The organism is Pseudomonas sp. Sample_22 (assembly GCF_004307635.1).
GTDB lineage: Bacteria > Pseudomonadota > Gammaproteobacteria > Pseudomonadales > Pseudomonadaceae > Aquipseudomonas.
The window spans coordinates 60,933-68,030 of sequence record NZ_RCNY01000033.1 but is presented as its reverse complement, the minus strand read 5'-3'; the positions used below and the strand labels follow the sequence as shown (position 1 = coordinate 68,030).

Annotated in this window: 5 protein-coding genes; 2 read left to right on the top strand and 3 right to left on the bottom strand. The window is 58.6% G+C overall.

Annotation, left to right across the window (positions count from 1 at the left end; all coding sequences use genetic code 11):
* Positions 1-438 precede the first annotated feature (438 nt).
* Complete coding sequence (locus D8U73_RS09490) at positions 439-1,197, top strand: hypothetical protein (RefSeq protein ID WP_056855963.1); 759 nt, start codon at positions 439-441, stop codon at positions 1,195-1,197.
* 162 nt (positions 1,198-1,359) lie between these two features.
* Here D8U73_RS09490 and D8U73_RS09485 read toward each other — a convergent pair whose 3' ends face one another.
* The 3 genes from D8U73_RS09485 to D8U73_RS09475 all read right to left on the bottom strand — a co-directional run bounded on the left by D8U73_RS09485 (position 1,360) and on the right by D8U73_RS09475 (position 5,757).
* Complete coding sequence (locus tag D8U73_RS09485; protein ID WP_130904322.1) at positions 1,360-3,324, bottom strand: methyl-accepting chemotaxis protein; 1,965 nt, start codon at positions 3,322-3,324, stop codon at positions 1,360-1,362.
* Between the two features lie 108 nt (positions 3,325-3,432).
* Positions 3,433-4,815: a PLP-dependent aminotransferase family protein gene (locus D8U73_RS09480; protein ID WP_130904321.1), complete on the bottom strand. Its 1,383-nt coding sequence runs from the start codon at positions 4,813-4,815 to the stop codon at positions 3,433-3,435.
* 180 nt (positions 4,816-4,995) lie between these two features.
* A complete protein-coding gene (locus D8U73_RS09475) occupies positions 4,996-5,757 on the bottom strand; it encodes an SDR family oxidoreductase (protein ID WP_056855966.1) in 762 nt (253 codons plus the stop codon).
* 235 nt (positions 5,758-5,992) lie between these two features.
* Here D8U73_RS09475 and D8U73_RS09470 point away from each other — a divergent pair, with 235 nt between their 5' ends.
* Entirely contained in the window at positions 5,993-6,997 is a 1,005-nt protein-coding gene (locus D8U73_RS09470; protein WP_130904320.1) for an NADP-dependent oxidoreductase, read from the top strand.
* Positions 6,998-7,098 lie beyond the last annotated feature (101 nt).

Sequence of the window (7,098 nt, the reverse complement as noted above, 5' to 3'; positions counted from 1 at the left end):
CCCTGTTACCGCCGTGAAAGGGCGGTGTCCTAGGCCACTAGACGAAGGGGACACACTACAACATTCACTCCCTGCTTCGTTTCGCTGTGTGCTTTACGCTGCAAGTGGCGCGCATTCTATGGATGGATTGAGAGGTCGTCAACCCCCTGATATAAATTTATTTAAATCAATGACTTCGCCCTGCTTTGCAGCACTAATCCGGATTTTCCGCCGCCCGGTGTTTGGCGCCTATATTCTGACACTCGCCAAGGCGTTATAGTCGGCGTCGTCAGTGATGGCAATCCGCCCTATCGATGCCAGCATTCATATAAGAAGACTGCGGCCGATACAGAATGAGCCACATCGACCCAACTCGTCGAGCGGCCCTAGGCGCCTATATGCCAAGCCACTACACTCGCACGCGAACCCTAAAAAGAGGTCTTACCGGTGACACCACTCATGATCACCCTGCTCGTCGTAGCCGGGATCGCATTATTGATCGCCATTGGCTACATCAACCATGTGGTGGAAAACAACAAGCTGGAAAGGGCCCGTACCAAGGTTGAGCTCAATGATCGCCTGCGTCGTTGCGGCGAAATCACCGAGACCTTCCCCGGCCAATTGATGACACCGGCACTCAAGCTGCTGCTGACCCGCCTGGAGCTGAACGTCTGCCAACGTCTGCTGAATCTGGAAAAGACCAGTTCCAACCTCAAGGCAAGGATTGGCGAGCTGGAAACCCTGGTCGCCCAGGGCGAATCGATTCCGGTCAACAACCCGCCGGCGCCGATCCAGACCGAGGCCAAGGCCAAGGACGTACGCTTCCTGCTCGAAGCCTTGCACGGCCAGATTACCCGCGCCGCACAGGACGGTTTCCTGCCGCCTAACGAAGCCAAGCGCTGGATCCGCGAGGTCCGCCATATTCTGGTGCTGCTGCACATCGAGTTCTTCAACAACCTCGGCCAGCACTCGCTGCAACAGAATCAGCCCGGTCAGGCGCGCCTGGCGTTCGAACGTGGCGTGCAGTACCTGCGAAAACAGCAGGAACCGCAGATCTACGCCGAGCAACTGGAATACCTGGAAAAACTCCTGGCCCGTGCCAATGCGCAAGTCATGGACCGCATTGCCCCGGTAGAAGGCGAAGTCAACCAACTGACCGAGGGCCTCAAAGACGTCGAGGCAGATGCGGACTGGAAAAAGAAAGTGATCTACGACTGATCACTCGTTAAAAAAAACAAGCCACCGGGAAGGTGGCTTTTTTTTGGGCTGGATATGAGGTGGGCGTACCGCTGCGGGTAACAGGTCGGCTGGCAGGTCGCTATCGCTGCGATGCGACGACCCGACAAGCCAGCTCCCACAGCGATTGAGGGCGACCAGAAATCAAAGCCTGAAATGCCCCACCATCCCTTTCAACTCAGTCCCCAACTGCGCCAGTTCGATACTGGATGCCGCATTCCCCTGCATCGCCAGCGAAGACTGATCGGCACTGGCACGAATACTCGTGACACTGCGATTGATCTCCTCAGCCACTGAGCTTTGCTCCTCGGCAGCCGCCGCAATCTGCTGGTTCATCTGCTGAATCAAAGAAACTGCCGCGGCAATGCTCCCCAGCGCGCTCTCAGTTTGCAGCGCATCGCTGACCGCCAGCTTCACCAATTCGCCGCTGCTCTGAATCTGCTGCACCGACGTCTGCGCCGCCGCCCGCAAGGCGCTGACCAGCCGCTCGATTTCCTCGGTGGATTGCTGGGTCCGCTTGGCCAGGGCGCGGACTTCGTCGGCCACCACCGCAAAGCCTCTGCCCTGCTCACCGGCACGGGCGGCTTCAATGGCGGCATTGAGCGCCAGCAGGTTGGTCTGTTCAGCCACACTTTTGATAACACTGAGTACCGTGCCGATATTCTGGATTTCCGCACTCAGGCTTTCGATGCTTGAACTGGCTGAATTGGCCGAATCGGCCAGTTGCTCAATCCGCACCATGCTTTGGCGCACCACTTGCTGGCCGCTCTCAACCTTGCCATCCGCCGTTTGCGCAGCCTGTGCCGCCTCCTCTGCGTTACGCGCGACATCGTGAACGGTGGCGGTCATCTGGTTCATCGCCGTGGCGACTTGTTCGGTTTCTTCCTTCTGACTGCTGACTTCAAGATTGGTCTGCTCAGTGACTGCCGACAGCGATTGCGCCGACGATGCCAACTGTTCGATGCCTGCCTGCAAACCGCTGACGATCTGGCTAAGACCCGCGCCCATCTGCTGCATCGCGTGCATCAGTTGGCCAATCTCGTCGCGTCGGGTGACTTCGACAGTCCCGCTCAGATCCCCCGAGGCAATCTGCTGCGCCACACGGATAACGCTGCGCAGCGGCTCCACGATCAACCGGGTAATCGCCCAGGCGGCGATCAACCCGACCAGCAGCGCCAGAGCCGAAGAACCGATGATCAGCAGCGAATTCTTTTTCAGTTCCGTTTGCATCGATTGGTCTTCGGCGATGTACGCCTGGTCCACCCGTTCCACCACTTGGCCGGCACGCTCATGCAGTTGCTGATAAACGTTTTTTTCCTGCTCCAGTAAACCGGTGTACTCGGCGAGCTTGTCGTTGAAACCGGCGATATGGCCGGTCACTTCATTGAGAACCGTCTGATATCCCTCATCCTTGACCGTGGTTTTCAATTGCTCGGCCTGGGTCAGTGCTTGACTGGCCTGTTCGATCTTGCCCTGTCCTGCACTGTCGTCGCCCTTGCGGCTCTGGTCCAGGCGTACGCGCGCTTCATTCATGGCCTGGAGCATCAGGCGTGAAACCTGACTGACCTGATTGGCCTGCTCGATAAATTGCGCACCGTCCTTGCCTTCGGAATCCTTGAGGGTATAGGCGCCGTCATCGGCAAGCCCCGACTGCAACACATCGAGATTATTGGCAACGCTGGACACCGACCAACTGGCCATTTCCAATGCCAGGTCCTTGGCCTGGCTAAGCGAGACAAACTCGTCAAACGCCTTGCGATACGCCGCCAGGGACTGCTCGACGTCAGTCATCACCGGGACGTTCGCTGCCGACTCAGCCTTGAGCTGATTCGCCAGCGCGATCAGGCCGTCCACGCCTTCACGCAAAGCGTCGGCTGTTTTCGGGTTGCCGTGCAAGGCGTATTCCTGCTCCAGCAGCCGCACTTTGAGCAGACCACTGTTGAGTGATGACATCTGCTTGAGCCCATCGAAGCGCTGGCTGATGGTGTGCAAGGACCACACGCCAATGGCCGCCACCAAGGCAGTCAACAGCAGCACAAGCACAAACCCGCCACCCAGTTTCTTTGCCATACCGAGGTTGGCAAAACGTCCTTGCACGGCCGAAATCATTGCACGTAGTCCCCTGCCATAGTCTATGGATGCAGATTCGCAACGGGCCTGTGTCAACACAAGTCTCTGGCGCCTGAATAATGGCAAAAAGCTACGCCAACGTCGTTTTCAGAACGCTAGAGGTCGATTCACAGCGGTGGCCTGAAAGAATGCCCTGGCTCGCGGATCGCAGGCACAAGCCACATTGATGCGCTGCCAATCACTGGCTTCCCCCGTGGGACTGAATGCCGTCGCGCACGACAACACAACCCCGTGGCGTTGCGCCTCGGCTCGCACCCGGGCGCAGTCCATCGATCGTGAGCGCGCCCAGATGAACAAGCCGGCAGCGGGCTTGCCAAACACCTCCCACTCGGCGTCTTCAAGCAACTGCAAGGCAGCCTGTCGATCGGTGTTCAAGCGCTGTCTTTGGCGCTTCACCAACTTGCGATACGCGCCGCTGGCCAGCAGGCAGGCCAGCACCGATTCACAAAATCGGGAAGCACCCATGCTGCTGATCATCTTGACTTCGGCCAGTCGTGCAATCACTTCGGCACTGGCCACCACGAAGCCGACACGCAAAGAACTGCTGAGGGTTTTAGAGTAGCTGCCGACATAAATCACACTGTCATCCATGGCGGCGAGACGCATGCCGGTACCGCTGTGAAGATCGGCGAAGACATCATCTTCGATCAGCATCACCTCCTGTTTTTTTGTCAGCTGAAGTACTCGTTGCGCCACCACAGGGACCAGGCTGCCGCCCGTAGGGTTGTGATGGAAGCTGTTGATGAACATTCCCTGCGGGCGGTGCTCGAGCAGTAGTTGTTCGAGAACGGCGACGTCTGGCCCATGCGGCGTTCGCGGTACCTCGAGCATGCGGATACCGTGCAGCCTGAGCAGATCGAACAACATCGGGTAGCCCGGACTCTCGACCACCACGCAATCCCCCGGCTTGAACAGCGTCCGCACGATCAGATCCAAACCCTGGCTGGCGCCTGCGGTGGTTACGATTCGATTGTCTTCAACATCGATGCCCAGCGGTTTCAGGCACTTGAGGATTTGTTCGCGCAGGGCGGGCAACCCCAAGGGTGAACTGTAGTTGAACAGGCCGGCCATATCGGTGCGGCTGACCTGGCGGATCGCATAACTCAAATCATCCGTCTCGCGCCAACTTTCGGGCAGCCCGCCGTAGCCCAGTTGCAGTTCAGACGAAGTTCCTGGTTTTACTACTGCGCCTTCAAACCACAAGTCATCCTGTCGACCCTGGGCTGCGGGGGCTGGGGCTGCCACAACGAAACCGGCGCCCTGGCGAGACTCCAGCACGCCTTGCACCACCAGACGTTCGCATGCCTCGACGACGCAGGATTGGCTGAGCAGGTTGATTCGCGCGATGCGTCGGACTGGCGGCAAGCGCGCGCCAGGCGCCAACTCATTGCAATGCAGCCAGCAGACCAGTGCGTCGACGATTTGCTGTACGACCGGCACCAATGCCTGTCGATCGATTCTCAATTCCATGAGCAAAAAAACTCCTGTGGATTCTGCCGAAAGCAGTTAATCACAGGAGCTCGTTGCGGGATGTGCGACAACGCCGCCAAAACCCCGGGTTTTAATCATTTGAAACACACTGCCCGGCGTATTCACCAAACGGAAAAAAATCTGTGGAAGTGAGTCTGCTCACTCCCGCAGATTGCGTTTTCAGAACGCCGTGACACCGCCATCCACCGCCAATGAATGCCCCGTGGTGAACGCAGCGCCATCGCTGCACAGGTACAGCACTGCGCTGGCGATTTCCTCAACCTTGCCGATGCGACCTACCGGGTGCATGGCGTTGGCAAACTCGCCTTTCTTCGGGTCGGCTTCGTAAGCGCGGCGGAACATGTCGGTATCGATCACCGCCGGGCATACCGCATTGACGCGGATCTTTTTCTTGGCGTATTCGATGGCGGCGGATTTGGTAAGACCGATCACCGCGTGCTTGGAGGCCGCGTAGATACTCATCTTCGGCGCGGCGCCGAGGCCAGCCACCGAAGCGGTGTTGACGATTGCGCCGCCGCCCTGTGCCAGCAACAACGGCAACTGATACTTCATGCACAGCCAAACGCCTTTGACATTGACGCCCATGATCGCGTCGAACTCCTCGACAGTACCTTCGGCCAATTTGCCTTTTTCGATCTCGATGCCGGCGTTGTTGAAGGCATAGTCGAGACGACCGTAGGTATTGATGACTTCATCCATCAGATTTTTTACTTCGCTTTCAAGGGTGACGTTGCAGCGCACGAAGCTCGCTTCACCGCCTGCCGTGCGAATCAGTGCCACCGTTCCTTCGCCGCCCGCCGTGTCCATGTCGGCGACAACCACCTTCAAGCCCTCGGCGGCGAACGCCTGGGCGGTGGCACGGCCGATACCATTGGCGGCGCCCGTCACTACGGCTACCTGACCGGAAAACGTCATGCTCATTGTTATGTCCTCGAAGAGAGTTGGCGGGGGATCGCGTTTTTCCAGTCTAGCCACAGCGGCCCCGGGCAAGGCAGCACTATCAGGTGGCCGGTTGCCTGCCCATGAGTTGCAGTGATGGAACTGCCGTACCAACTATCACTGCACTGGATAAACCTGCATTCGCCGCATCAGCCAAACTTGCGGCATCGCCCACGAAGGTCTATCAACAAGGCTTCATTCATCTTGAGTGCCTGTCATGACATCCCAGACCAATCGCCAGTTCCTGCTCGCCAAGCGCCCGGTGGGCGCAGCAACCCGCGAGACATTCACTTATCAGCAAGTACCGGTCGGCGAACCGGCGGTAGGTCAGATCCTGGTCAAGAACGAATACCTGTCCCTGGATCCGGCCATGCGTGGCTGGATGAACGAGGGCAAGTCCTACATTCCGCCGGTGGGGCTCGGCGAGGTGATGCGCGCCTTGGGCGTCGGCAAGGTGGTTGCCTCGAACAATCCGCAGTTCGCCGTCGGCGACTATGTCAACGGCGCGCTGGGCGTGCAGGACTATTTCCTCGGTGAGCCGCGGGGTTTCTACAAGGTCGATCCGCAACTCGCGCCGCTGCCGCGTTACTTGTCGGCGCTGGGCATGACCGGCATGACGGCTTATTTCGCGTTGCTGGATGTCGGTGCCCCGAAGGCCGGTGAAACCGTAGTGCTTTCGGGCGCGGCCGGAGCGGTGGGCAGCATTGCCGGGCAAATTGCCAAGATCAAGGGATGCCGTGTGGTCGGCATCGCCGGCGGCGCCGACAAGTGCAAATTTCTGATCGAGGAATTGGGCTTCGACGGCGCCATCGACTACAAGAGCGAAGATGTCGTCGCCGGCCTCAAGCGCGAGTGCCCGAAAGGCGTCGATGTGTATTTCGATAACGTCGGCGGCGATATCCTCGACGCAGTACTCAGTCGCCTGAACATGAAAGCACGCGTGGTGATCTGCGGCGCCATCAGCCAGTACAACAACAAGGAGGCGGTCAAGGGCCCGGCCAACTATCTATCGTTGCTGGTGAACCGCGCGCGCATGGAAGGCTTCGTGGTGATGGATTACGCCGCACAATTCGCCACGGCCGCGCAAGAAATGGCCGGTTGGATGGCCAAGGGGCAACTCAAGAGCAAGGAAGACATTGCCGAGGGACTGGAGACGTTCCCCGAGACGCTGATGAAATTGTTCAGCGGGGAGAATTTCGGCAAGTTGGTTCTGAAGGTTTGACGCTGTAACCGACTCAAAAAAAAACCTGTGGGAGCGGGCTTGCCCGCGATGAGGGTGTGTCAGTCGAAATCAATGTTGACTGACACGCCGCTATCGCGAGC